We start from the raw sequence: 21,986 nt of genomic DNA on the forward strand, positions 1-21,986 counted from the left end.
GCGACACGCCGCAGCACGATTGTCGCATTGCTCCGCCACAAGAGCTCCGGAACACGCCGATGCCCGCCGACGACGCCCAGCTCCTGACCCGAACCGCCAAGCTTCCCGCCGATCGTTTCGGCGAGGGCTTCGTGCGCGACGCCTGGTACGTGGCCTGCCTGTCCCCCGACCTGAAGCCTGGCAAGACCGCCAAGCACGAGTTCCTGGGCGAACCTGTCCTGCTGGGCCGCACGCGCCAGGGCGAGGCCTATGCGCTGGGCGACCTCTGCCCGCATCGCGCCGCCGCTCTCTCGGCCGGGCGCGTCCATCGCGAGGCCGACGGGACCGACAGCATCGAGTGCCCCTATCACGGCTGGCGCTTCGGCGCGGACGGGGCCTGCAAGGCGATCCCGTCCCTGACCGCCGACAGCGGCTTCGACATCTCCAAGGTGCGGGTGCGCCGCTATCCGGTGGTCGAAAGCCAGGGCCTGGTCTGGATCTGGATGGCCTCCGACCCGCGTCGCGCGGCCCCGCCGCCCGAGCCCCCGCCGACCATCCCCGGCGTCGTGGGCGGCAAGCCCAAGCTGGTCGACCACCTGGACTACGACGTCCATATCGACCACGCGGTGCTGGGCCTGATCGACCCGGCCCACGGCCCCTACGTCCACCAGCAGTGGTGGTGGCGCACCACGGCCAGCCAGCACGAGAAGGCCAAGACCTTCCGCCCGTCCGAGGCCGGCTTCACCATGGTCCGGCACGCGCCGTCGAAGAACTCCAAGGCCTACGCCATCCTGGGCGGCGAGCCGCTGACCGAGATCACCTTCCGCCTGCCGGGCCTGCGCTGGGAGCACGTGAGCGTTGGCGACAAGCAGGTGCTGGCCCTCTCGGCCATGACCCCGATCAACGCCCACAAGACCCGGATGAACCAGATCATCTGGTCGGATCACTGGGCCTTCCTGGCGCTCTATCCGATCATCCGGATCGCGGCCCGCGCCTTCCTGCGGCAGGACGGCAAGATCGTCGACTGCCAGACGCCGGGCCTGCGATGCAATCCGCCGCTGATGTGGGTGGGGGACGCCGACCAGCAGGCCCGCTGGTACCATCAGTGCAAGCGCGAATGGGCCGCCAGCCGCTGGGAAGGCCGCCCCTTCCGCAACCCGGTCAAGGAACAGACGCTGCGCTGGCGGACCTGAGGCCAATCCCTCTATGGTCGTGAGCGACACGTCGCGGAGCGCCCCCATCCGTCATCGCCTGCTCAACAGCCTGCGCACCCTGCCCTCCCCGCGCGGCTGGGGCTTCTGCCTCGCCGTCTCGGTCGTCGCCCTGGCGGCGATGCTCGCCATCGGCTTCTCCACCGGCCTCTACTATCTGACGCCCGCTCAGCCCGGCCTGGCGCTGCGAATGCTGACCGTGCTGCTCATCCCGGCCCTGGGCGAGGAGCTGCCGTTTCGCGGCCTGCTGACGCCCGGCCCGGGCGAGAGCCGCCGCCCCTGGCTGGAGGCGGGTTTGTCCACGGGTCTCTATGTGCTCTGGCATGTCGTGGAGGCCCTGACATTCCTGCCGGGCGCCGCGGCGGTTTTCCTGCGGCCGGACTTCCTGGCCTGCTGCGCGGTCCTGGGCCTGGGCTGCGCGATCATGAAGCTTCGTACCGGCTCGATCTGGCCCGCCGTGGCCCTGCACTGGGTCTTGGTGGTGGTCTGGCAGACCTGGCTGGGCGGCGTCAGCGCCCTCGGCTGACTCCACGAAAAAGCCCGCCCGGCATGGGGGCCGGACGGGCTCTCTCTTCGGAACGCGCCTTGAGGGACGGATGGTCGCGCCCCGAAAACTCACCCTCGCAACGACGAGGCTTAGGCGCGGTAGACGTAGGCGCTGGAGACGTAGCCGACGCCGACGCCGTCCTGGCCGACCAGGATCCACTTGCCGTCGCCGGTGCGGCCCAGGGCCTGGAAGGTCTGGCCCGAGCTCACGGCGCCCAGACGCGGCGCGCGGGTCGTGGCGGCAGAGCGCAGGTTCAGGGTCGAGCGGGCGACGTACTTGTGGCCCACCTTGACCAGCGGCTCGGCCTCGACGTTCTGGGCGTAGCGGTAGCCGCCCGACTTGTAGATCCCGCCGACCTGCTTGGCTGCGTCGCCCTTCTGCATGTTGCAGCCGACCGCCGAGCCGGCGCCCGCGCCGATCACGGCGCCGATGGCCGTGCCAGTGCCGCGATCGCCCTTGCCGGCGATCTGGTTGCCGGCCAGGCCGCCCAGCAGGCCGCCCACGATGGCGCCGACTTCCTGCTTCGAGCCCGAAGCCTTACAGCCGGTCACGCCGGCGCTGGCTTGCGGGGCGGCGGCCATGCTCAGGGCCGCCGCGGCGGCGCCGATGGTCAGGGTGATAGTCTTGGTCGTCTTGCCGAACATGAGAGAACTCCTTCGTCCCTTGGAATGTGCCCGGGGTCATCAACCCCGTGAGACAGACCATGGCAGGGTGAAGCTGAACGGTGTCGGCGACCCGACTGACAGAGTTCGTTCATGTTGGAAAAAAGTTGGGGGAGGCGGTTCGCGCCCCCTCCGTCTCGTCGCCTGACGGCGGAAGCATCGTGACGGAGGGGGCGCTTAAGTCTTCAAGCCCCCAGCGCGTAGGGCCCGCTCTTTTCCAGGGCCGCCTTCCATGCGGGGCGGGCGTGCATCTTCTCGATCCAGGCGGCGAGGTTGGGATAGTCGCCGAGCTTGCCCATGGCCTTGGCCACCTCGGGCACGAAGCTCATCTGGATGTCCGCGCCGGTCAGGCCGTCGCCGACGAAGAAGTCCCGGCCCGCCAGGCTCTGGTCGACGAAGGTCAGGTGGTTGGCGATTTCGGACTGGATGCGCGGGTGCAGCGGCGCGCCGGCCTCGCCCAGGCGGCCGACATACATGTTCAGCAGCAACGGCAGCATGGCCGAGCCTTCGGCGTAGTGCAGCCACTGCTGATAGAGGTCGTAGTCGGCGCTCTTGATGTCCGGCGCCAGGCGGCCGCCGCCATGATGGCGGATGACGTAGTCGATGATCGCACCGGACTCGATGATCACCCGGCCGGCGTCCTCGATCACCGGCGACTTGCCCAGGGAATGGATCGCGGTCAGCGACGGCGGCGCCAGGCGCGTCTGCGGATCGCGCGTGTGCTGGACGACCTCGTAGGACAGCCCCAATTCCTCCAGCAGCCAGAGGATCCGCTGCGATCGCGACTCGTTGAGGTGGTGGACCTTCAGCATCGGACTCCCCGTTTTGCGAGATTATGTTGCAGCGCGGCATTGCTCGCAGATGCGAAATGCGCCACGTTAAAAGAAAACAATTGTTTGGCTTAAAACACCTGTTTGGCCAAGGGGAGCAAGCCATGACCACGACGATCGCGCGCGATAACGCTGAGAACCTCGTCCTCCCAGGCCTGATCGGCCTGCTGCGCGAGGCCGCCGACGCGGCGGGACTGTTCGTGGCCGAAGCCAAGCCCGCTGTCCTGGCTCACATCGCCCCGGAAGGCGGAAAGGTCGACCGCAAGCTGGCCGACGTCCACCAGCACCGCGTCCACGGCTATGGCTGGTACGCCGCCTATGCCGAGCTCCTGAACCAGGTCGCCGGCTGGGCCGAGCGGCTGCAGGACGAAGGCCGCTTCGGCGAGATCGAGGCCCTGCTGGCCCAGCTGCTGTTCTCGGAATACTGCGCCCAGCTGGTCGGCGGCGTGCCGATGAACCAGGGCGAGATCGTCCGTCCGGCCCATCTGGTCGAGGACCGCGCGGTGCTGAACCGGCTCTACTCCAACGGCCTGATGAAGCTGATGGTCGAGGGCGGCACGCAAGCCGTCAAAAGCCGGATCGCCCAGCGCCTGGCCGAGGCGCGCGGCCGGCCGACGCTGGAGAACACCGGCCTCGACGAGACCTTCGAGATGATCCGCGACCAGTTCCACGCCTTCGCCGAGGAAAAGGTCACGCCCTTCGCCCACGAATGGCACCTGAAGGACGAACTGATCCCGATCGAGCTGGTGGAGGAACTGGGCGAACTGGGCGTCTTCGGCCTGACCATCCCCGAGGAATATGGCGGCTCCGGCATGGGCAAGACCGCCATGTGCGTGGTGTCCGAGGAGCTCTCACGGGCCTGGATCGGCGTCGGGTCGCTCGCCACCCGCTCGGAGATCGCCGGCGAGCTGATCCTGACCGGCGGCACCGACGCCCAGAAGGAATACTGGCTGCCCAAGATCGCCAGCGCCGAGATCCTGCCGACCGCCGTCTTCACCGAGCCGAACACGGGCAGCGACCTCGGCTCCCTGCGAACCCGCGCCGAGCTGAAGGGCGACCAGTACGTGGTGACCGGGAACAAGACCTGGATCACCCACGCCGCCCGCGCCGACGTCATGACCCTGCTGGTCCGCACCGAGCCGGGCACCACCGACTATCGCGGCCTGTCGATGCTGCTGGCCCCCAAGCCGCGCGGGACCGACGAAGCCCCCTTCCCAGCCGAAGGCATGAGCGGGGGCGAGATCCAGGTGATCGGCTATCGCGGCATGAAGGAGTACGAGCTGGGTTTCGACGGCTTCACCGTGCCGGCCGAAAACCTGCTGGGCGGTGTCCCGGGCCAGGGCTTCAAGCAGCTGATGGCCACCTTCGAGAGCGCCCGCATCCAGACCGCGGCCCGCGCCGTCGGCGTCGCTCAGGCGGCGCTGGAGACCGGCCTTGGCTATGCGCTCGATCGCCAGCAGTTCGGCCAGGCGATCTTCGAGTTCCCGCGCGTGGCCAACAAACTGGCGATGATGGCGGCCGAGATCATGGGCGTGCGCCAGCTGACCTACTACGCCGCCCGCCAGAAGGACGAGGGCAAGCGCTGCGACCTCGAGGCCGGCATGGCCAAGCTGATCGCCGCCCGCGTCGCCTGGGCCGCCGCCGACAACGCCCTGCAGATCCACGGCGGCAACGGCTTCGCCATGGAATACGCCGCCAGCCGCCTGCTGGCCGACGCCCGGATTCTCAACATTTTCGAAGGCGCTGGCGAGATCCAGGCCCAGGTGATCGCGCGGAGGCTGCTGGACGGCGGGAACTAGCAGCGCCCCTCTTGTCCGCCGCCGGAGCATCAGCATAGCCTCGCGCCTCCCTTCCCGAGGACGCCCCATGCTGACCACAACCCGCCGCTCCGCCCTCGTCTCGGCGTTCGCGACCACGGGCCTGGCGGCGTTCGGGAGTCGGGCGCTTGCCCAGGAGACCGGCGCCGTCGCCGCCGCCGTCGACCGCTACGCCCAGGAGGTCATGGCCGCCTTCGACCAGCCGGGCCTGGGGATCACCGTCGTCGAGAACGGCAAGGTCACCCTGGCCAAGGGCTATGGCGTCAAGACGCTGGGAACCCAGGACCGCTGCGACGAGAACACGATCTTCGGCATCGCCTCGAACACCAAGGCCATGACCGCCGCCCTGATCGGCATGCTGGTCGAGGAAGGACGCCTGGCCTGGGACGATCCGGTCACCAAGCACCTGCCCGACTTCGCGATGAGCGATCCGATCGTCACCAAGCTGATGACGGTGCGCGACCTCCTGGTCCATCGCAGCGGCCTGACCCTGGGGGCCGGCGACCTGATGCTATGGCCCGCCCCGACCCACACCCGCGCCGACATCGTCGCGGGTCTCAAATACCTGCCGATCGGCGGCCAGTTCCGGGGCGGCTACGCCTATGACAACGTCCTCTACGTCGCCGCCGGGGCGGTGATCGAGGCGGTCAGCGGCAAGAGCTGGGAGGAGATGATCAAGACGCGGATCTTCGATCCGCTGGGCATGACCAGCACCGTTTCCAGCCCGGCGCTGGTCGACAGGTCTCGCCGCGCTTCGCCGCACGCGCGCCTGGGTCCGCCGACCCGTGGTCTGGGGCCCCAGACCGTGCTGCCGTTCGACGCCAGCTTCGACGCGGCCGCGCCCGCCGGCGGGACCAATTCGACGCCGAAGGACATCGCCCGCTGGATGCTCGTCCAGCTGGGCCTGGGCATGCTGCCCAACGGCAAACGGCTCTGGAGCGAGCCGACCGCGCGCGAGATGTGGAGGCCGCACACCATCACCAGCTGGTCGGAGGGCCCCACGGACGAGAATCCGGTGCGTCCCTCCATGCAGGCCTATGGGCTGGGCTGGTTCGTGCAGGACCACCGCGGCGAGCGCCTGCTGTGGCATACGGGCGGCCTGGCCGGCTTCATCTCCTATACGGGGCTGCTGCCTGGCCGGAAGTCGGGGATCATGATCATGACCAACGCCGAGGAGACGCCCGTGCTGCGGTCCTTGCGCTATGGCGGACCCGACCGCCTGCAGGGCCGCACCGACTACGACTGGATCGCCTCCAGCAAGCGTGTCCAGGCCGAGACCGAAGCCCAGACCCTGAAGGATCTCGCCAGGGCCACCACGCCGACCAGCGGCGGCGCCAAGCCGAGCCTGCCGCTTGAGGCCTATGCGGGCGTCTATCGCGATCCCTGGTACGGCACGGTGACGATCAGCGTCGCCCGCCCCCCCGGAAAGAAGGCCGGCAAGGCCAAGGGCCTGCACGTTTCATTCGACAAGACGCCCGCCCTGCGCGGCAAGCTCGAGCCGTTCGACGGCGAGATGTTCAAGACGACCTTCGACGACCGCACCCAGGAGGACGCCTTCTTCACCTTCGACCTGAAGGACGGCCGCGTGGTGTCGGCCCTGGTCAAGGCGGTCTCGCCGCTGGCCGACTTCAGCTACGACTACCAGGACCTGCGGCTGACAAGGGTGTCTTGAGGACCCGCTTCAGCGCGGCTTCCAGCCCTCGGCGATCATGGCGATCTGCTTGTCCATGACCGACGACATGCGTTCGGCGGGCAGCTCGCCGCCCGCCGCGGCCGCCATGCGGTAGTTCCAGGCGTAGGCCGCCTTCAGCGTGTCGACGATCAGCGGCAGGTCGAGATCCTCGCGCACCTCGCCCCGCTGGACGCCGTCCCGCAGCACGTCGAGCAGCATCTCCGTCAGGCGCGGATTGCGGCCGTACGGCGTCACGCCGACATCGTTGCTGGGATTGTACGAGGCGGCGATGTGCGCCAGGAACAGCTTCACCCGCCGCGTCTCGAACGCGTAGTGGATGGCGAAGATCGAGCACAGCTTGTCCGCCGTGCCGCCCCGCAGAAATGGGACCACCCGGTCGAACTCCGCGTAGAGTTCGCCCAGTCTGTGGTCCATCACATGACTCAGCACCTCCGCCTTGGAGGCGAAGGTGGTGAACACGCTGCCGACCGAGACCCCCGCCCGCTCCGCGATGGCGCGGATGGTGGTCTCGTCGTATCCGATCTCATTGAACAGGTCGCGCGCCGCGTCGAGAACCTTCTCGCGCGTCGCGGCCTTCTGTTCGTCCCTTACGCCCACGCACGTCCCCCTCGAACACGCCAGCGTCATGATTGACTTCGAAGACGGCCCCATCCCCCCCGGAACGGGATCGTCGATCGCTAGAGTCCGCCCCTTTGTGATGGAAACACCACAAAGGAATAACCTGGCTCTATCCCAAATACTTAGAGCGTTGCGGAGGCCGAAAACGCTACCGTTTTCGGCTTCCGCGAGCCCTAGGCGCGAGCGCCCGCGAGAATGATCTTCAGTTGATTCGAGAGACGCTCCAGAAGAGCATCGACCGACCAACCGTCATAAACCGCGCGACGATAGTTGGCGAGATACACGTCCCAGATGATTTCCGCCAAGAGCTTGGCGTCAACATCGGCCTTGAGCTGCTTTTGCTCGACGCCGCGCTGCAGCGCCTCGTCGATCAACTGGAAGAGATGCTTGAGTTCGGTGCGCGCGCGACGCTCGGCGGCTTCCGAACGGGTCCAGGAGACCGCGATGCTGGCGCGCAGCAGCGGCAATTGCTCGACATGGAAGCTGTAGGCGACGCCGAACAGACCCATCAGCGCCTCGTCCACCGTCTTGGCGGTGCGGGCGGCCTGGTTCATCTGGGCGTGGATGACTTCGTGGTCGGCGGTCAGGATCTCTTCGAACAGCTCCGACTTGTCGGCGAAGCTGGCGAAGACGGCGCCGGTCGACATGCCAGCGGCCTGGGCGATGTCACGGATGGTCGCGCCCTCATAGCCACGCTCGCTGAACAGGCGGCGCGCGGCGGCCAGGACGCGTTCGCGCGTGCGCTGCTTGGCCAGCGCGCGGCGGGTCAGTTTCACCGGGGCCTCGAGGCCCTGATCGATATTGACGGATACGAAGCTCATGCGGCGGCCTCCAGGCGGGCGAGAGCGGCTTCCGCCCGCTTCTCGAATTCGGTGCAATATTCATCGACGACGTTCTGAAGAACGTCGGCGTAACGGCGGGCCAGCTGGCGGCCGTCCTGCGCGGCGTCGCGCAGATCGGTGATCAGCTGGCGAACTTCGGCTAGGGCCTCTTCACGCTCGAAAGCGGAAGACTCGGCGAGGTCCACAGAGCGGGCGCTCTGAGCCATGCGGTCATCTCCTACCCCCGCTGGGGTCAGTGAAAGCGTTGCACGATCCGCGGTGGGGGAGGTTGATCGTGTTCAACGAACGCAGACTACTAAATAGGAAGCGCGGGCATTAACGCCAGCAGAACGCGTTTGCAACTGCGAAATCAGTGTCCAGACGCGTAAGTAAACGCGCTCAACCTAGGTATGTGAACGTTACCATTGCGTCACTGCGACATTTTGCCCGCCGAACGGGTTCGCCGAACAGATTCAACAGACGGTGGTTTACGCGATCGACCACCGCTATGGCGCGCGGCGTCGCGAGCCCTTATTCTGAGACCATGTCCCACCTGTTCGACTTTCTCGTCCCAGCCGCCCTTCTGGCGGTGCTGATCGCCCTGGGCGCGGGCCTTTACGCGCTGTTCCGCGGGGGCGACTTCGGGCGCTCGTACTCCAACAAGCTGATGCGGCTGCGGGTGCTCCTGCAGTTCATCGCCATCATCGTCCTGGTCGCCGCCGCGTTCTGGTGGCGGAAGGGCGCTTGAGGCTCGCTCGCTAGATAACGCCACTCAGGGAACGAGAGTCCGCGACGGATGGTCACGCTGAACCGCATCTACACGCGCACCGGCGACGCCGGCTCGACGCGCCTGGCGACGGGAGCGCCGGTCAGCAAGGCTTCGCAACGGGTCGAGGCCTACGGCGGCGTGGATGAGACCAACGCCGCGATCGGACAGGCGCGACAGCATACCGCAGGCGATCCGGTGCTCGACGCCATCCTCGAGCGCGTCCAGAACGACCTCTTTGACCTGGGCGCCGACCTCGCCACGCCCGAGCAGCACGAAAAGCCGGAATGGGAGCCGCTGCGCATCCTCGACAGCCAGGTCGAGCGGCTGGAGGGCGAGATCGATCTTCTGAACGCCGAGCTCTCGCCGCTGACCTCGTTCGTCCTGCCGGCCGGCTCGCCAGCCGCCGCCGCCCTGCATGTGGCCCGCACCGTCTGCCGGCGCGCCGAGCGCAGCTGCGTGGCGCTGATGACCATAGAGGGCGAAATCGTCGGAGCGCCCGCGATCAAGTACCTGAACCGGCTGTCGGACCTGCTGTTCGTCGCGGCCCGTTGGGCCAACGACAAGGGCAAGGCGGACGTGCTGTGGAAGCCGGGCGCGACGCGGTAGGGCGGACTATTTCTTGGGCTGGGCCGCCGGAGCCGTCGTCGGCGCGGCCGCCGCCTCGCCATTGATCGGCGGGGTGTTGGGCGGGCGGCGGGTCAGGGTCTCGATCGGATAGACCGTGGCGCACTTCATCCACTTGCCGGCCCAGGCGCCGCCGCGGTCCTCGCAACGCTGCTTCGGCCAGACCCACAGGCCGTGATAGGCCAGGACGCTGGCGCTGGAGAGCAGGAACAGGCCCAGGAAGATGTACTTCAGGCGGGTGAAGGTCTTGTTCATGGCCGGCCCCTTAGCGCCTTTCCGTCCTTAAGGGAATGAGCCGCGCGCCCTCCCGCGTACACGAGCGCGCGCAATGCCTACGATCGTTTGAACCCGCGCAGCAATAACGCATTACGCTTACGCCAAGGGAAACTTGCATTGCGGCGCACAAGCGCTAAGTCGATTGGCAAGCAGGAGAAAACGCAAAACCTGGAGGCGGTGAAAACCGATGAAGGTCCTAGTCCCGGTCAAGCGGGTGATCGATTACAACGTGAAGGCCCGCGTGAAGGCGGACCAGACGGGTGTCGACCTCGCCAACGTCAAGATGTCGATGAATCCGTTCTGCGAGATCGCGGTCGAAGAAGCCGTGCGTCTCAAGGAAAAAGGCGTGGCGACCGAGGTCGTCATCGTCAGCATCGGCCCCGCCCAAGCCCAGGAGACGATCCGCACGGCGCTCGCCATGGGCGGCGATCGCGGGATCCTGATCACCTCGGACGCCGACCTCGAGCCGCTGGCCGTGGCCAAGCTTCTGGCCGCCGTGGTCGCCGAGGAGAACCCCAACCTCGTCGTGATGGGCAAGCAGGCGATCGACGGCGACAACAACGCCGTCGGCCAGATGCTGTCGGCCCTGCTGGGCTGGCCGCAGGCCACCTACGCTTCGGCCCTCGAAGTGTCGGGCTCGACCGCCAAGGTCACCCGTGAAGTCGACGGCGGCCTCCAGACCCTGGACGTCGACCTGCCGGCCGTGGTCACCGCCGACCTGCGCCTGAACGAGCCGCGCTATGCGTCTCTGCCCAACATCATGAAGGCCAAGAAGAAGGAAATCGCGAGCAAGACGGTCGCCGACTACGGCGTCGACGTCGCGCCGCGCCTGAAGGTCCTGAAGGTCACCGAGCCCGCCAAGCGCTCGGCGGGCGTCAAGGTCGAGACGGCCGCTGACCTGGTCTCCAAGCTCAATACCGCGGGGGTGCTGTAATGGCTGTTCTCGTCGTCGCCGATAACGACAACGCGCACCTGCGCGACGCGACCCACAAGACCGTTACCGCCGCCCTGAAGATCTCGGGCGACATCGACGTCCTGGTCCTGGGCAAGGGCGCCAAGGCCGTGGCCGACGCCGCCGCCAAGATCGCCGGCGTCCGCAAGGTGCTGCTGGCCGAGTCCGACGCCCTGGGCCACGGGATCGCCGAAGCCCAGGCCGACGCCGTTCTGGCGCTGGCCGGCAATTACGACGCGATCCTGGTTCCGGCCACCTCGGGCGGCAAGAACTTCGCCCCGCGCGTCGCCGCCAAGCTGGACGTCGCCCCGATCTCGGACATCGTCGAGGTCGTCAGCGCCGACACCTTCACGCGCCCGATCTACGCCGGCAACGCGCTGGAGACGATCCAGTCCAGCGACGCCAAGAAGGTGATCACCGTCCGTCCGACCGCCTTCGCGGCGGCGGCGGAAGGCGGCTCGGCCTCGGTGGAGAGCGTCGCTGGCGCTGACGCCGGCAAGACCCGCTTCGTCAGCGAAGAGATGGTCAAGTCCGACCGTCCGGAACTGGCCGCGGCCAAGATCGTCGTCTCGGGCGGCCGCGCCATGGGTTCGGCCGAAGAGTTCCAGCGGGTCATCGAGCCTCTGGCCGACAAGCTGGGCGCCGCCGTGGGCGCCTCGCGCGCCGCGGTCGACGCCGGCTACGCCCCGAACGACTACCAGGTCGGCCAGACGGGCAAGGTCGTGGCGCCGCAGCTCTATGTCGCCATCGGCATTTCGGGCGCGATCCAGCACCTGGCCGGCATGAAGGACTCCAAGGTGATCGTGGCGATCAACAAGGACGCCGACGCGCCGATCTTCCAGGTGGCCGACTTCGGCCTGGTCGCCGACTACAAGACGGCCGTGCCGGAGCTGATGGACGCCCTGACCGCCGCCGGCAAGTAAGCCGCCGCGCGAACGCACAGAACGAAGGCCCGGAGGCGACTCCGGGCCTTTTTTCGTGCGTCGGACATCGACGCCGCTAGCGGATGGTGACGATGGGCTTGGCCCAGGCGGCGTGCGGGTCGGACAGGCTCGGCGAGTGGCTCGCGGCGGTGGACGCCAGGGCGAGCAGCAGCGCGCCCGCGATCAGCAGGGTCTTCATGGTTCGGTCCTCGATGGGTCTTGGGACGATGATGAGCGGCGCCGCGAGGGAGAACATGCCTTCGCCGGGGCCGCTTTGCGAACGATGCTATTTGTGAGAGCTTGTGAGCCTAACTAACAACCTCATGGGCGACGATGCGCCTTCCGCCCTTCTCCTCCCTGGTCGCTCTGGAGGCCGCCGCCCGCCACAGGAGCTATAGCCGAGCGGCGGATGAGCTGTTCGTGACCCATGGCGCGGTCAGCCAGCAGGTCCGCAAGCTCGAGGACGAGCTGGGAGTCCAGCTGTTCACCCGGCGCGGCAACCAGATGGAGCCGACACCCACCGGGGCGGCCCTGGCCGAGCAGGTCCGCGCGGCGATCGACACCTTGCGTCGCGGCGTCGAGACCGCTCGCCGGGCGGCCAGCGGGCCGATCGTGATTTCCGCCGGCCCGGCTTTCGCCACCAGCTGGCTGTCGCCCCGCCTGGCGCGGCTGTCGGCCGAGACGGACGAGCTGGACCTCACCATCCGGGTGGAGGACCGCGTTTCGGACCTGGCCACCGACGGCGTCGATGTCGCCCTTCGTTACGGAGTGGGCCCTTGGGCGGGCATGGAGTCGGTGCGGTTGATGGACGAGCGCATCTTTCCGGTCTGCAGCCCCGCGCTGCTGGCTCGCTTCCCCATCGCAGGTCCCGAGGATCTTCTTTCGGCGCCGCTGCTGCGTCATACGGACCTGCCTTGGTCGGTGTGGTTCCGCGCCATGGGGATCGAGCCGCCGGAGCTTCGGCCGGCGCTGGGGTTCGACGGCTCGGCCATGATGCTGGACGCCGCGGCCCAAGGCCTGGGCTTCGCGCTGGCGCGGGGCGGCTACGCCCAGCGTGACATGGACGCGGGTCGGCTGGTGCGCCCGTTGCCGGGATCGATCGACGTCGAGACCGGCCATAATTTCGTCTGGCGCGCCGAGAACCCCAAGCTGCCGCGCATCCTGAAGCTGCGGGACTGGTTCCTGGAGGCGACGAAGGACGACCGGAAGGCCTGAGACGGCCGCCGCATTTGCCCCGGCGGCGAAAATCCCGCATATCCCCGCGCCTCATGTCCCCCGCAAAGACCCTCCGCGACGTCCGGTCCCTGGCCGAGGCCGGCCTGATACCGTCCGAGCGCCTTGCGGCGCTGGAGGCGGTGGCGGCGCGCTACGCGGTGGCGGTGACGCCGGCCATGGCCGAACTGATCGATACCGCCGATCCGAACGACCCGATCGCCCGCCAGTTCGTCCCCGCGCCCGAGGAGCTGGTCGCCAGCCCCGGCGAGGACGGCGATCCGATCGGCGATTCTATCCACAGCCCTGTGGATGGAATCATCCATCGCTATCCCGACCGCGTGCTGCTGAAACCCACCCACACCTGCGCCGTCTATTGCCGGTTTTGCTTCCGCCGCGAGATGGTCGGGCCCGAGGGCCTGTCGAACCTGACGCCGGCTCAGCTGGACGCGGCCTTCGCGTACATCGCCGCCCGGCCCCAGATCTGGGAGGTGATCGTCACCGGCGGCGACCCGTTCGTCCTGTCCTCCCGCCGTCTGGCGGCGCTGATCGACCGTCTGGAGGCGATCGAGCACGTCAAGGTCGTGCGCTTCCACACCCGCGTGCCGGCCGTCGATCCCGCCCTCGTCACCGACGACCTGGTGGCGGCGCTGAAGCGCTCGACCAAGGCCGTCTATGTCGCCCTGCACGCCAACCACGCCCGCGAGCTGACCCCGGCCGCCCGCGCGGCCTGCGCCCACCTGGTCGACGCCGGAATCGCCATGGTCAGCCAGACCGTGCTGCTGAAGGGCGTCAACGACGATCCCGAGACACTGTCGGCGCTGATGCGCGCCTTCGTCGAGACACGGATCAAGCCCTACTACCTGCACCATGGGGATCTCGCCCCCGGCACCGCCCACCTGCGCACCACGATCGAGGACGGCCAGGCGATCATGCGCGCCCTGCGCGGGACGCTGTCGGGCTTGGCCCAGCCGACCTATGTGCTCGACATCCCCGGCGGCCATGGCAAGGCGCCGGTGGGGCCAAGCTATCTGTCCGCGGGCGGGGTCGAGGATCCGAACGGACGCCGGCACGCCTATCCGCCGGCCGCCGACTGAGGCGAATGGCCGCCCTTCGTTTGCGACGCAGCAAAGCCTTGGCGGCGCCGTGGTTTCTCGTGCTAGAAAAGTCGGCATAGTCGAAGGCGTGGGCGCGAAAGCCCGCCGCGATATCGAGCGAAGGCTTGGCGTTCATGAGTGAGATCAAGACGGTCGGCGTGATCGGCGCCGGCCAGATGGGGGCGGGCATCGCGCATGTCGTCGCCCTCGCCGGTTACGGGGTGAAGCTGCACGACGTTTCGCGCGAGCGGATCGACGCCGGCATCGCCACCATCGAGAAGAACATGACCCGCCAAGTCGGCCGGGGCATCATCGACGACGCCGCGATGCAGGCGGCTCTCGCCCGCATCTCGCCCGCCGAAGGGCTCGAGGACGTCGGCGCGACCGATCTGGCCATCGAGGCGGCCACCGAAAACGAGGAGGTCAAGAAGTCGATCTTCCGCAGCCTGCAGCCGCACCTGAAGCCCGACACGCTGCTGGCCTCGAACACCTCGTCGATCTCGATCACGCGACTGGCGTCGGCGACCGACCGCCCCGAACGCTTCATCGGCCTGCACTTCATGAATCCGGTGCCGTTGATGAAGCTGGTGGAGATCATCCGCGGCATCGCCACCGACGTGCCGACCTACGAGACGGCCGTCTCCTTCGCCAAGTCGCTGGGCAAGATCACCAGCAACGCCGAAGACTTCCCCGCCTTCATCGTCAACCGCGTGCTGGTGCCGATGATCAATGAGGCGATCTACACCCTGTACGAAGGGGTCGGCACGGTCGACGCCATCGACACGGCGATGAAGCTGGGCGCCAACCATCCGATGGGCCCGCTGGAGCTGGGCGACTTCATCGGCCTGGACACCGTGCTGAGCATCATGAACGTGCTCCACGAAGGTCTGGCCGACAGCAAGTACCGTCCCTGCCCGCTGCTGGTGAAGTATGTCGAGGCCGGCTGGCTGGGCAAGAAGACCGGTCGCGGCTTCTACGACTATCGCGGCGAGACGCCGGTTCCGACCCGCTAGTCGGGATCGGGCGCGCTTCCCGGCGCGCTCCAAGAAGAGCGGAACCGTCGCGAATTCTTCGATTCAAGACCGTTCCGCTCCCCCGAAGCCGGCGAGATGGGGCTCGCCAGCCAGGTCGCCTGAGCCCTGGCGGGGGGACTGGCGACCAAACTCCGCGGCTCGCCAATTTCCCCCACCGGCGCGCCCCGAAAGCGCGCCTCTTCTCGCTCGCTAGGGCCAAGTTGTCATTGACCAGATATCCACGTTCTCTTGCCCCGGCGTCCCCATTCGGGCCCGCATGCAAACGATTCCCGCGTAACGCGAAATGAGCGGCTCGGCGCGCCGCGATCTCTGGATTCTCGACGCCCGCGAGCGCGCGGACGCGGCGGAGGAGTATCGCAAGGCCTGCGCCCACCTGTTCGACATCACCCTGCTGACGCCCGACGAGGCCTTCTACAACCACATGGAAGGCTACAACCTGGCCGGGGTGGTGCTGGCGCATTGCTCGGGCGTGCCGCAGCGGTTCCAGCGCAAGCTCTCGCATATCGCCGCCGACGCCTCGGACTCGATCATGGCGGTCCTCGAGCTCAAGTCCGAAGGCTGGCGCGGAGACTATGACGGTCGGCCGGCCAGCAGCGACATGGGCGCGATCCGCCTGATCGACATGTCCCGCCCCTTCGACATGGTCACTCAGACTTACGAGACCGTGCACCTGATCCTGTCGCGCGCCGCTCTGGAGCCCCAGGCCGCCGAACTAGACTTCCACGGCTGCGTGGCCAGTGAGGGCAGTCCCAGCGGTCGCCTGCTGGACTCGCACCTCAGAGCGGTCTGGGCGGCGGCGGCGGAGATGTCCGCGACCGACCTGGCCCTGGCGGGCAAGGCCGCGGCCGCCCTGGTCACCGCGGTGATCCTGGCTCACGCCATGCCGGCCAGCGACGACGTGCGTCCGGTGGAGAAGATGCTGCTGGCCACCGCCCAGCGGTTCGTCGCGCAGAACCTGTCCGAGCCCGATCTTTCGCCGGAGGCGGTGCGGCGTCACCTCGGCGTGTCGCGCAGCCTGCTCTACAAGGTGTTCGAGCCGGTCGGCGGGGTCAGCGCCTTCATCCAGGCGCGCCGTCTCGACCAGGCCTTCGACGACATCCTTAGCGACGGGGCCGAGCAGCAGACCGTGGCCGAGATCGGCTATCGCCTGGGCTTCCGCTCGGACGCCCACTTCAGCCGCGCCTTCCGCGCCCGGTTCGGCATGACGCCGGGCCGCTTGCGGACGCTGGGCGAGCCCGCGCGCCGCGAGGGGCTCTCGGCGATCGAGCGGCCGGACGACGTGTTCGCCTGGCTGCGCGGATTGCTCTGAGGCGCTAGCCCGCGCCCAGGGCCACGGCGATGTGGTACGTCACGAACGCGGCCAGATAGGCCAGGCTGACCATGTAGACGAACATCACGGTCGGCCAGACCCAGCTGTTGGTCTCGCGCTTGACCACGCCCAGGGTGGGCATGCACTGCGGCGCGAAGACGTACCAGGCCAGGAACGACAGCGCGCTGGCCAGCGACCACTGGTTCTTCAGCAGGGTCGACAGGGCGCCCGTCTCGCCGTCCTCGCCGCTCACCGCATAGACGGTGCCCAGCACGGCCACGGCGACCTCGCGGGCGGCCATGCCCGGGATCAGGGCCACGGTCATCTGCCAGTTGAAGCCGATCGGGGCCATCAGCGGCGCCAGGAACTGACCGAGGCGCCCGGCGATGCTGTAGTCGATGGCCGGACGGGTCGCGCCCTCGGGCGGATAGGGGAAGGTCGACAGCACCCAGACCAGCACCATCAGCGGCAGGATGATGCGTCCGGCGCGGGCCATGAAGATGCGGGCGCGGGTCCAGAGGTTCATCGCCACGTTGCGCGGCTCGGGCCAGCGATAGGTCGGCAGCTCCATCATGAAGGGCTCGACCGCGCCGCGCCAGAACACGCGCCGGATGATGAACGAGACCAGCAGCGCGCTGACGATGCCGCTGGCGTACAGGCCGAACATCACCAGCCCCTGCAGCGACAGGAAGCCCGCCACGGTGTGCTGGGGAATGAACGCGCCGATGATCAGGGTGTAGACGGGGATGCGCGCCGAGCAGGTCATCAACGGCGCGACTAGGATCGTGGTCAGCCGGTCTTCCCGGTTGTCGATCACCCGCGTCGACATGATCCCCGGAATGGCGCAGGCGAAGCTGGACAGCAGCGGGATGAAGGCGCGCCCGTGCAGGCCCGCGCCGCCCATGATGCGGTCCATGAGGAAGGCGGCCCGGGCCATGTAGCCGCTGTCCTCCAGCATCAGGATGAAGAAGAACAGGATCAGGATCTGCGGCAGGAAGACGAGCACGCTGCCGACGCCGGCGATCAGGCCGTCGGCGATGAAGCTGGTCAGCAGGCCTTGCGGCAGATGGCTGTTGGTCCACTCGACCACCGCCGCGAACCCGGCGTCGATGCCGTCCATGGCCGGCGTGGCCCAGGTGAACACCGCCTGGAACATCACGAACAACAGGGTCAGCAGGATCACGAGACCCGCCACCGGGTGCAGCAGCACGCTGTCGATCTTGCCCGTCACCGTGTCGGGCCGCTCGGGCGGCTTCACGCAGGCCTTGAAGATGCGCTGGGCCTCGGCGTGGGCGGCGCGGATCTCGGCCGCGGACGGCTCGCGCCAGACGCTTTCGGCCTCGGGCTTCTGGGCGGCGACCAGGCCTTCGACCTTCTCCAGCAGTTCGGGCAGGCCGCGCTTGCGGGTGGCCACGGTTGTGACGATCGGCGCGTCCAGTTCCTGGGACAGGCGCTCGAGATCGATCCGCAGGCCCTGGCGCTGGGCGATGTCGAACATGTTGAGGGCCAGCACGAACGGCCGCCCCACCTGCTTCAGCTCCAGCACCAGGCGCAGGACCAGCCGCAGGTTGGTGGCGTCGGCGACGCAGATCAGCGCCTCGGGCGCGGCCTCGCCGGCCAGTCGCCCCAACACCGCGTCGCGGGTCACCGCCTCGTCGGGGCTGCGGGCGCGCAGGGAGTAGGTGCCGGGCAGATCGAGCACCCGCATCGGACGGCCGCTCGGCGCGGTCAGCACGCCCTCCTTCCGCTCGACGGTGACGCCGGCGTAGTTGGCGACCTTCTGGCGGCTGCCGGTCAGGGCGTTGAACAGCGCGGTCTTGCCGGAGTTGGGGTTGCCGACCAGGGCGACCCGGGCGGGCTCCAGCGGCGCGGCCTTGCGGAGGGTGTCGGTAGCGGTGGCGGCGACGCCGATGTCAGGGGTCAAGATCTTAGCGTCCGTCGAACTTCACCGAGACGGCGCCGGCTTCACGCCGGCCCCCTTCAAACAAAACAGAGACGGCTCCGGCTTCACGCCGGCGCAGGGCGACGCGGGTGTCGTCCACGCGGACCGCGATCGGGTCGCGGCCGAACAGGCCCTGGTGCAGCACCTCGATGGTCGCGCCCTCGACGAAGCCCATCTCCAGCAGGCGGCGCTCGAGCTCCTCGGCGACCACGGCTTCCTCCGCGCCGGAGACGCCGGCGACCTTGACGATCACGCCGCGATCGCCCGGCTCGGCCCCGGCCAAGGGGCGCACGCCGGCCGCGTCGACGACGGCGGGCTCGAATTCTGAAGAGAGGACGAACGCTTCGGACATAACCGCTCCGATAAGATTGCGAACGATTATCAGTCGAGCGCGCGAATGTCGATTCAGCGATAATACGGAGGGGGTGTATGCTCCCCGTTAAGGATCCTTGGGACCGTTTGGCGCAGGGGCGTTAATCTATTCGACTTCTGGCGTTCGGGTCGGTCTGATGATCCGTATCGATTCGTATGGGCGAAATGATGCGTAAGCTTATGCTGGCGCTCCTGACGGGGGCCTATCTTTGTCTGGCCTTGATCGTCTCCCTCTTCCTCTGGAGGATGGGCGCGACTCCGGCCGTCGGCGTCTCGGCCTTTATCGGCATGCTGGGGCTGTGCTTCGCCTTCCACGGCCTGCTGGCTCAGACCTTCCTGGGCGCGGCCCTGCGCATGGACATCGACACCGTCCGCGAAGCCCACGCGATCCTGCTCGACCAGGTCGAGAAGGTGGACGCCCGCGTCACGGATCTGATGGAAGTGGTCGCCGCCGACGCCCAACGCCGCACCGAGGCGCTGTCCAGCGAAGTCAGCCACCTGGAAGACCTCGTCCACAAGATGAACGACCGGCTGGAGCGCCAGCTGAGCCAGCCGGCGGCGGCCGCCGCGCCGCGCGGTCCGCTCTCCGATCGCGCGCCGCAGGGCGACCGCCTGCTGCGCATGGTGCAGGAGGCCCTGGCCGATAACCGCGTCGACCTCTACCTGCAGCCGATCGTCAACCTGCCCCAGCGGCGCACCGTCTACTACGAGAGCTTCTCGCGCCTGCGCGACGAGAGCGGCCGCGTGATGATGCCCGCCGAATACCTGGCCGTCGCCGAGCCGGAAGGCCTGATGGCCAATATCGACAACCTGCTGCTGTTCCGCTGCGTGCAGATCGTCCGCCGCCTGGCTAAGCAGGACCGCAAGGTCGGCATCTTCTGCAACATCTCGCTGGCCAGCCTGGGCGACGAGGTCTTCTTCCCGCAGTTCCTGGAGTTCATGCAGGAGAACAAGGACTTGGCCGGCGCGGTGATCTTCGAGCTGGGCCAGGACGCCTTCGAGCGTCGCGGCCCGGTCGAGGCCCGCCACATGTCGCGCCTGGCCAGCCTGGGCTTCAGCTTCAGCCTCGACAAGGTCGTCGACCTCGATATCGACTTCCAGGACCTGGCCCGCGCCGACGTTCGCTATCTGAAGGTCGCCGCCCAGATGATGCTGAACGAGCTCGAGGAGCAGGACGGCAAGCTGGTCATCGCCTCGCTGCCCGACCTCAACGCCGCCGACTTCGCCTCGCTGACCCGCCGCTACGGCATCGAGGTCATCGTCGAGAAGGTCGAGGCCGAGAAGCAGGTCGCCGAGATGCTCGACCTCGACATCGGCTATGGCCAAGGCAACCTGTTCGGCGAGCCGCGCGCCATCCGCGACGCGATCCTGGCCGAGGCCGAACCGCCGGCCGACTTCATGCGCGGCGCTCCGCGTCGCCGGGCCGTGGGCTGGTAGGCTCGTCCATTTCCCGACCTCCCCGGCGAGGGCCGGGGAGGTCGGATTTCTGATCGTCGCAAGCATCGGAATGACGCCGCCCCGCGTTGGCGGCAGGGTCTCCCGCGAAAGGAGCCCACCATGTCCCTCTACGACACCGAAGACGCCCGCTGGGCCGCCTGGGAGGCGCGCGACCGCGCCGCCGACGGCGCCTTCTTCGTCGCCGTGCGCACCACCGGCGTCTATTGCGTCGCCAGCTGCGCCGGTCGGCCGCTGCGCAAGAACGTCGCGTTCCACGACAGCCGAGAGGCCGCCCGCGCCGCCGGTTTCCGCGCCTGCCTGCGCTGCAAGCCCGACCGCGAGGCCGCGTGACTCTCGACTGGACCCGCATCGGCGCCGAACTGGACGCCCGCGGCTGGGCCCTGACCGGCCAGCTGCTGAGGCCCGAGACCTGTGCGGCGATCGCCGACCTCTATCCGCGTGACGAGGGTTTCCGAAGCCGAGTGGTGATGGCCCGCCACGGCTTCGGGCGCGGCGAGTACAAGTACTTCAGCTATCCGCTGCCGGATCTCGTTCAGCGCCTGCGGCAGGGCCTCTACGGCCCGCTGGCGCAGATCGCCAATCGCTGGGCCGAGCGGCTGGGCCAGGACCAGCGCTTTCCCGAGGCGCTCGACGACATGCTGGCCCGTTGCCACGCGGCGGGACAGGTCCGGCCGACGCCGCTGCTGCTGACCTACGGCCCCGGCGACTACAACTGCCTGCACCAGGACCTCTACGGCGAGCACGTCTTCCCGCTGCAGGCGGCGTTCCTGCTGGACGAGCCGGGCCGCGACTTCGAAGGCGGCGAGTTCGTGATCGTCGAGCAGCGCCCGCGCCAGCAGTCGGCGCCCCAGGTCGCGCCGCTGCGCCAGGGCGAGGGGGTGATCTTCGCCGTCCGCGAACGGCCGGCCAGCGGGACGCGCGGCGTGCATCGCCGGATGCTGCGGCACGGGGTCAGCGAGGTGCGGTCGGGGCGGAGACGAACGCTGGGCGTGATCTTCCACGACGCGACGTGAAGGAAGAAGAAGCGCCCCCTCCGTCTCGCCGCGTGTTCGCGGCGACCCACCTCCCCCGCATGCGGGGGAGGATGAGCGGCTTCCTCCTCACCGTGAAACGGGGGAGGTGGCGCGGCGCGAAGCGCCGTGACGGAAGGGGCGCTCCGCCCCTCACCCCGTCGGCGAGACGCCGAACAACAGCCGGTGCAGACCCAGCACGAACACCGCGTACAGCACCGTCCCGGCCACCAGCGCGATCAGGTCGGCTATCGGCTTCGTCACCACCGGCGCCGGCTCCTTGCGATTGAGCGCCGAGATCAGGTCGAGGATCGCCCAGGCCAGGAAGGCGCCGAACAGGATCACCGACGCCTGGTCGCCGTTGGCCAGCAGGTGGCCGCCGGCCCAGGCGATGGTTCCCAGCAGCATCGGGTGGCGCACCGTGGCCTTGATCCGCCCCACCGGCCCGTTCGAGCCGGCCAGCAGAACGAAGGCGATCCAGACCAGGCCCATGGCCGCGTGCCGGCCCCAGGTCGGCGGGTCGTAGACCTGCGGCGCCGTCGGCCGGGCGGCGATCCAGCCCAGGATGATCAGCACGAAGCCCAGGCCCGCGATCAGCGCGTAGAGCCCCTTCCAGCGCTTCTCGTTGGCGGCGATCTGACCGTCTCGCAGCGGCGCCGCCACGATCCGCACCGAATGGACCCCCAGAAACACGACAAGACCCAGGATCAATATCGTCATCGGCCCCTCCCAAGGTTGCGGGAGGATAGTCATGGAACGCCGGTCTTCGGAAGCTTGACGGCGTGGTCTTGAATTGAGGCGTGCGCGCGAACAGCTAAGGCCCGCGACAT

General features: G+C 68.3%; 25 protein-coding genes. 15 read left to right on the top strand and 10 right to left on the bottom strand.

Annotated features, from left to right (window positions below):
• Positions 1 to 59 precede the first annotated feature (59 nt).
• The gene (locus CSEG_RS18305; protein WP_013080719.1) at positions 60 to 1,172 is read left to right on the top strand and encodes an aromatic ring-hydroxylating oxygenase subunit alpha; all 1,113 of its coding nucleotides are present in this window, start codon (positions 60 to 62) and stop codon (positions 1,170 to 1,172) included.
• 46 nt (positions 1,173 to 1,218) lie between these two features.
• Complete coding sequence (locus CSEG_RS18310) at positions 1,219 to 1,716, top strand: CPBP family glutamic-type intramembrane protease (RefSeq protein ID WP_041538749.1); 498 nt, start codon at positions 1,219 to 1,221, stop codon at positions 1,714 to 1,716.
• A 110-nt stretch (positions 1,717 to 1,826) separates the two neighbouring features.
• Here CSEG_RS18310 and CSEG_RS18315 read toward each other — a convergent pair whose 3' ends face one another.
• On the bottom strand, positions 1,827 to 2,381 hold the full coding sequence (locus CSEG_RS18315) for an SH3 domain-containing protein (RefSeq protein WP_013080720.1): 555 nt from the start codon (positions 2,379 to 2,381) through the stop codon (positions 1,827 to 1,829).
• 203 nt (positions 2,382 to 2,584) lie between these two features.
• Positions 2,585 to 3,211 carry a glutathione S-transferase family protein gene (locus CSEG_RS18320; protein ID WP_013080721.1) on the bottom strand — a complete coding sequence of 209 codons (627 nt, stop codon included), beginning with the start codon at positions 3,209 to 3,211 and terminating at the stop codon, positions 2,585 to 2,587.
• A 122-nt stretch (positions 3,212 to 3,333) separates the two neighbouring features.
• Between CSEG_RS18320 and CSEG_RS18325 the strand changes: the two genes are divergently transcribed.
• On the top strand, positions 3,334 to 5,028 hold the full coding sequence (locus CSEG_RS18325; protein WP_013080722.1) for an acyl-CoA dehydrogenase family protein: 1,695 nt from the start codon (positions 3,334 to 3,336) through the stop codon (positions 5,026 to 5,028).
• Between the two features lie 67 nt (positions 5,029 to 5,095).
• Entirely contained in the window at positions 5,096 to 6,718 is a 1,623-nt protein-coding gene (locus CSEG_RS18330) for a serine hydrolase (protein ID WP_013080723.1), read from the top strand.
• Between the two features lie 9 nt (positions 6,719 to 6,727).
• On the opposite strand, the gene CSEG_RS18335 is transcribed toward CSEG_RS18330, so the two are convergent.
• The 3 genes from CSEG_RS18335 to CSEG_RS18345 form a co-directional block, all read right to left on the bottom strand.
• Positions 6,728 to 7,336 (bottom strand): TetR/AcrR family transcriptional regulator, encoded by a 609-nt coding sequence (locus tag CSEG_RS18335; protein WP_013080724.1) that lies wholly within the window; start codon positions 7,334 to 7,336, stop codon positions 6,728 to 6,730.
• A gap of 194 nt (positions 7,337 to 7,530) precedes the next feature.
• Complete coding sequence (locus tag CSEG_RS18340; RefSeq protein WP_013080725.1) at positions 7,531 to 8,178, bottom strand: TetR/AcrR family transcriptional regulator; 648 nt, start codon at positions 8,176 to 8,178, stop codon at positions 7,531 to 7,533.
• Positions 8,175 to 8,405 carry a hypothetical protein gene (locus CSEG_RS18345; RefSeq protein WP_013080726.1) on the bottom strand — a complete coding sequence of 77 codons (231 nt, stop codon included), beginning with the start codon at positions 8,403 to 8,405 and terminating at the stop codon, positions 8,175 to 8,177. Before CSEG_RS18345 ends, CSEG_RS18340 begins: the two co-directional genes overlap by 4 nt.
• Before the next feature lie 317 nt (positions 8,406 to 8,722).
• Between CSEG_RS18345 and CSEG_RS18350 the strand changes: the two genes are divergently transcribed.
• Positions 8,723 to 8,926 (top strand): twin transmembrane helix small protein, encoded by a 204-nt coding sequence (locus tag CSEG_RS18350; protein WP_082769664.1) that lies wholly within the window; start codon positions 8,723 to 8,725, stop codon positions 8,924 to 8,926.
• Between the two features lie 48 nt (positions 8,927 to 8,974).
• Positions 8,975 to 9,553, top strand: coding sequence for a cob(I)yrinic acid a,c-diamide adenosyltransferase (locus CSEG_RS18355; RefSeq protein ID WP_013080728.1), 579 nt, complete (start codon positions 8,975 to 8,977; stop codon positions 9,551 to 9,553).
• Positions 9,554 to 9,559: 6 nt separating this feature from the next.
• On the opposite strand, the gene CSEG_RS18360 is transcribed toward CSEG_RS18355, so the two are convergent.
• Positions 9,560 to 9,826 carry a hypothetical protein gene (locus tag CSEG_RS18360; RefSeq protein WP_013080729.1) on the bottom strand — a complete coding sequence of 89 codons (267 nt, stop codon included), beginning with the start codon at positions 9,824 to 9,826 and terminating at the stop codon, positions 9,560 to 9,562.
• A 208-nt stretch (positions 9,827 to 10,034) separates the two neighbouring features.
• Here CSEG_RS18360 and CSEG_RS18365 point away from each other — a divergent pair, with 208 nt between their 5' ends.
• Both CSEG_RS18365 and CSEG_RS18370 read left to right on the top strand, forming a co-directional pair.
• The gene (locus tag CSEG_RS18365; RefSeq protein WP_013080730.1) at positions 10,035 to 10,781 is read left to right on the top strand and encodes an electron transfer flavoprotein subunit beta/FixA family protein; all 747 of its coding nucleotides are present in this window, start codon (positions 10,035 to 10,037) and stop codon (positions 10,779 to 10,781) included.
• Positions 10,781 to 11,722: an electron transfer flavoprotein subunit alpha/FixB family protein gene (locus CSEG_RS18370; protein ID WP_013080731.1), complete on the top strand. Its 942-nt coding sequence runs from the start codon at positions 10,781 to 10,783 to the stop codon at positions 11,720 to 11,722. The genes CSEG_RS18365 and CSEG_RS18370 overlap by 1 nt, the downstream gene beginning before the upstream one ends.
• Positions 11,723 to 11,798: 76 nt before the next feature.
• Here the strand turns inward: CSEG_RS18370 and CSEG_RS18375 are convergent, their stop codons facing one another.
• A complete protein-coding gene (locus CSEG_RS18375) occupies positions 11,799 to 11,978 on the bottom strand; it encodes a hypothetical protein (RefSeq protein WP_041538369.1) in 180 nt (59 codons plus the stop codon).
• Between the two features lie 77 nt (positions 11,979 to 12,055).
• Between CSEG_RS18375 and CSEG_RS18380 the strand changes: the two genes are divergently transcribed.
• The 4 genes from CSEG_RS18380 to CSEG_RS18395 all read left to right on the top strand — a co-directional run bounded on the left by CSEG_RS18380 (position 12,056) and on the right by CSEG_RS18395 (position 16,374).
• Complete coding sequence (locus CSEG_RS18380) at positions 12,056 to 12,937, top strand: LysR substrate-binding domain-containing protein (protein ID WP_013080733.1); 882 nt, start codon at positions 12,056 to 12,058, stop codon at positions 12,935 to 12,937.
• A 53-nt stretch (positions 12,938 to 12,990) separates the two neighbouring features.
• Positions 12,991 to 14,031, top strand: a complete 1,041-nt coding sequence (locus CSEG_RS18385) for a lysine-2,3-aminomutase-like protein (protein ID WP_013080734.1) — start codon at positions 12,991 to 12,993, stop codon at positions 14,029 to 14,031.
• Positions 14,032 to 14,165: 134 nt separating this feature from the next.
• Positions 14,166 to 15,044, top strand: a complete 879-nt coding sequence (locus tag CSEG_RS18390) for a 3-hydroxybutyryl-CoA dehydrogenase (RefSeq protein ID WP_013080735.1) — start codon at positions 14,166 to 14,168, stop codon at positions 15,042 to 15,044.
• 304 nt (positions 15,045 to 15,348) lie between these two features.
• A complete protein-coding gene (locus CSEG_RS18395) occupies positions 15,349 to 16,374 on the top strand; it encodes a helix-turn-helix domain-containing protein (protein WP_013080736.1) in 1,026 nt (341 codons plus the stop codon).
• A 4-nt stretch (positions 16,375 to 16,378) separates the two neighbouring features.
• Here CSEG_RS18395 and feoB read toward each other — a convergent pair whose 3' ends face one another.
• Both feoB and CSEG_RS18405 read right to left on the bottom strand, forming a co-directional pair.
• Entirely contained in the window at positions 16,379 to 18,298 is a 1,920-nt protein-coding gene (gene feoB, locus CSEG_RS18400) for a ferrous iron transport protein B (RefSeq protein ID WP_013080737.1), read from the bottom strand.
• A gap of 4 nt (positions 18,299 to 18,302) precedes the next feature.
• On the bottom strand, positions 18,303 to 18,668 hold the full coding sequence (locus CSEG_RS18405) for a FeoA family protein (RefSeq protein ID WP_013080738.1): 366 nt from the start codon (positions 18,666 to 18,668) through the stop codon (positions 18,303 to 18,305).
• Positions 18,669 to 18,856: 188 nt separating this feature from the next.
• Here CSEG_RS18405 and tipF point away from each other — a divergent pair, with 188 nt between their 5' ends.
• The 3 genes from tipF (at position 18,857) to CSEG_RS18420 (ending at position 21,159) form a co-directional block, all read left to right on the top strand.
• Positions 18,857 to 20,125, top strand: coding sequence for a flagella assembly cyclic-di-GMP phosphodiesterase TipF (tipF, locus tag CSEG_RS18410; protein WP_041538752.1), 1,269 nt, complete (start codon positions 18,857 to 18,859; stop codon positions 20,123 to 20,125).
• 120 nt (positions 20,126 to 20,245) lie between these two features.
• Complete coding sequence (locus CSEG_RS22925; protein ID WP_013080740.1) at positions 20,246 to 20,476, top strand: Ada metal-binding domain-containing protein; 231 nt, start codon at positions 20,246 to 20,248, stop codon at positions 20,474 to 20,476.
• Complete coding sequence (locus tag CSEG_RS18420) at positions 20,473 to 21,159, top strand: 2OG-Fe(II) oxygenase (protein ID WP_013080741.1); 687 nt, start codon at positions 20,473 to 20,475, stop codon at positions 21,157 to 21,159. Before CSEG_RS22925 ends, CSEG_RS18420 begins: the two co-directional genes overlap by 4 nt.
• Before the next feature lie 150 nt (positions 21,160 to 21,309).
• On the opposite strand, the gene CSEG_RS18425 is transcribed toward CSEG_RS18420, so the two are convergent.
• Positions 21,310 to 21,876, bottom strand: a complete 567-nt coding sequence (locus tag CSEG_RS18425) for an NnrU family protein (protein ID WP_013080742.1) — start codon at positions 21,874 to 21,876, stop codon at positions 21,310 to 21,312.
• Positions 21,877 to 21,986 lie beyond the last annotated feature (110 nt).

Source organism: Caulobacter segnis ATCC 21756, assembly GCF_000092285.1.
GTDB classification, from domain to species: domain Bacteria; phylum Pseudomonadota; class Alphaproteobacteria; order Caulobacterales; family Caulobacteraceae; genus Caulobacter; species Caulobacter segnis.

Coding starts and splice junctions, on each gene's coding strand:
- CSEG_RS18395 (WP_013080736.1), top strand. CDS start 15,349: ATGAGCGGCTCGGCGCGCCGCGATCTCTGGATTCTCGACGCCCGCGAG.
- CSEG_RS18350 (WP_082769664.1), top strand. CDS start 8,723: ATGTCCCACCTGTTCGACTTTCTCGTCCCAGCCGCCCTTCTGGCGGTG.
- CSEG_RS18380 (WP_013080733.1), top strand. CDS start 12,056: ATGCGCCTTCCGCCCTTCTCCTCCCTGGTCGCTCTGGAGGCCGCCGCC.
- CSEG_RS18345 (WP_013080726.1), bottom strand. CDS start 8,405: ATGGCTCAGAGCGCCCGCTCTGTGGACCTCGCCGAGTCTTCCGCTTTC.
- CSEG_RS18375 (WP_041538369.1), bottom strand. CDS start 11,978: ATGTTCTCCCTCGCGGCGCCGCTCATCATCGTCCCAAGACCCATCGAG.
- CSEG_RS18365 (WP_013080730.1), top strand. CDS start 10,035: ATGAAGGTCCTAGTCCCGGTCAAGCGGGTGATCGATTACAACGTGAAG.
- CSEG_RS18405 (WP_013080738.1), bottom strand. CDS start 18,668: ATGTCCGAAGCGTTCGTCCTCTCTTCAGAATTCGAGCCCGCCGTCGTC.
- CSEG_RS18390 (WP_013080735.1), top strand. CDS start 14,166: ATGAGTGAGATCAAGACGGTCGGCGTGATCGGCGCCGGCCAGATGGGG.
- CSEG_RS18355 (WP_013080728.1), top strand. CDS start 8,975: ATGGTCACGCTGAACCGCATCTACACGCGCACCGGCGACGCCGGCTCG.
- CSEG_RS18325 (WP_013080722.1), top strand. CDS start 3,334: ATGACCACGACGATCGCGCGCGATAACGCTGAGAACCTCGTCCTCCCA.
- tipF (WP_041538752.1), top strand. CDS start 18,857: ATGCGTAAGCTTATGCTGGCGCTCCTGACGGGGGCCTATCTTTGTCTG.
- CSEG_RS18305 (WP_013080719.1), top strand. CDS start 60: ATGCCCGCCGACGACGCCCAGCTCCTGACCCGAACCGCCAAGCTTCCC.
- CSEG_RS18370 (WP_013080731.1), top strand. CDS start 10,781: ATGGCTGTTCTCGTCGTCGCCGATAACGACAACGCGCACCTGCGCGAC.
- CSEG_RS18320 (WP_013080721.1), bottom strand. CDS start 3,211: ATGCTGAAGGTCCACCACCTCAACGAGTCGCGATCGCAGCGGATCCTC.
- CSEG_RS18330 (WP_013080723.1), top strand. CDS start 5,096: ATGCTGACCACAACCCGCCGCTCCGCCCTCGTCTCGGCGTTCGCGACC.
- CSEG_RS18425 (WP_013080742.1), bottom strand. CDS start 21,876: ATGACGATATTGATCCTGGGTCTTGTCGTGTTTCTGGGGGTCCATTCG.
- CSEG_RS22925 (WP_013080740.1), top strand. CDS start 20,246: ATGTCCCTCTACGACACCGAAGACGCCCGCTGGGCCGCCTGGGAGGCG.
- CSEG_RS18385 (WP_013080734.1), top strand. CDS start 12,991: ATGTCCCCCGCAAAGACCCTCCGCGACGTCCGGTCCCTGGCCGAGGCC.
- CSEG_RS18340 (WP_013080725.1), bottom strand. CDS start 8,178: ATGAGCTTCGTATCCGTCAATATCGATCAGGGCCTCGAGGCCCCGGTG.
- CSEG_RS18360 (WP_013080729.1), bottom strand. CDS start 9,826: ATGAACAAGACCTTCACCCGCCTGAAGTACATCTTCCTGGGCCTGTTC.
- CSEG_RS18315 (WP_013080720.1), bottom strand. CDS start 2,381: ATGTTCGGCAAGACGACCAAGACTATCACCCTGACCATCGGCGCCGCC.